General features: G+C 70.5%; 1 protein-coding gene and 1 pseudogene. Both read left to right on the top strand.

The window, feature by feature from the left end; translation table 11 throughout:
- A pseudogene (locus ABZ570_RS34025) lies at positions 1–443 on the top strand (hypothetical protein); the annotation flags it as partial.
- On the top strand, positions 433–1,125 hold the full coding sequence (locus tag ABZ570_RS34020) for a DUF899 family protein (RefSeq protein ID WP_358072304.1): 693 nt from the start codon (positions 433–435) through the stop codon (positions 1,123–1,125). The pseudogene ABZ570_RS34025 and the gene ABZ570_RS34020, both read left to right, overlap by 11 nt.
- Positions 1,126–1,197: the final 72 nt, after the last annotated feature.

Raw genomic sequence — 1,197 nt, 5'->3', positions numbered from 1 at the left:
ACTTCCGGCCCGAGTTCCTGAACCGGATCGACGACACCATCGTCTTCCACCAGCTCAACGAGGCCGAGACGCTGCAGATCGTGGACCTGATGGTGGACCGGGTCCGCCGGCAGATGCGCGAGCAGGGGATGTCGCTGCGGCTCACCGGCCGAGCCCGGCGGCTGCTGGCGGCCCGTGGCTTCGACCCCCAGCTCGGCGCCCGCCCGCTGCGCCGCACCATCCAGCGTGAGATCGAGGACGCGTTGTCCGAGCAGATCCTCTTCGGCGCGGTGAGCCCGGGTCAGGAGGTGGTCGTCGACGTGGCCGTCGCCGGCGAGGGCCGGATGGGCGCCGAATTCGTTTTCCACGGTATGGACCCCGTCGACCCGGCACCGGAGCCTGACCTTGTCGACGTGCGGCGCAGCGGAGCCGACACCGGAAAGGACCCAGACGATGGCGAATGAGCAGCTGATGTGGCCCGAGGGCACCAAGGAGGACTACATCACGGCCAGACGCGCGCTACTCACGGCGGAACGGGACCTGCGGGACGCGGCCGAGCGGCTGGCCGCGCTGCGCCGGGCGCTGCCGGACGGCGCCGAGTTGCCCGACGTGCTGCTCACCGAGGGCCCTGCCGCCCTCGGCGACGACGGCCCGGTCCGCCGTACCCAGCTGTCCGCCCTGTTCGGCGAGCACTCCAGCCTCTTCGTCTACCACCTCATGCACACACCGGCTGACGGCTTCTGCCCGATGTGCTCGATGTGGTTGGACGGCCTCAACGGCGTCGCCGCCCACATCGAGGAGAACGCGGCGCTGGCGGTGATCGCGCCGGCCCCGATCGCCGAGATCCGCCAGTGGGCCCGCACGCGTGGCTGGCCGCGTCTGCGCCTGCTGTCGTGCGCCGGGACCACCTTCACCGCCGACCTGAACATCGACGGCCCGGACGGTACAGTCCCCGCCGTGTCGGTGCTGACTCGCGACGGCTCGACGGTGCGGCACTTCTACACCGCGCACGCGATCTTCCCGGACGGAACCGGACGCGGCATGGACCTGCTCAGCCCCGTCTGGAACGTCCTCGACCTGCTCCCGCAGGGGCGACGCGACTGGTATCCGGCCAACCGGACGGTCGGCGACGACTGCTGCCACTGATCCCAGGGATGGATCCGTTGACATCCTCCCCGCCCTAAAGGACGGGGGTTCCCTTGGTCGCCCTCGGGTTTT

It is taken from the genome of Micromonospora sp. NPDC007271 (assembly GCF_040634005.1).
Taxonomy (GTDB): Bacteria; Actinomycetota; Actinomycetes; order Mycobacteriales; family Micromonosporaceae; genus Micromonospora.
This window is presented reverse-complemented; position numbering and strand designations above follow the sequence as displayed.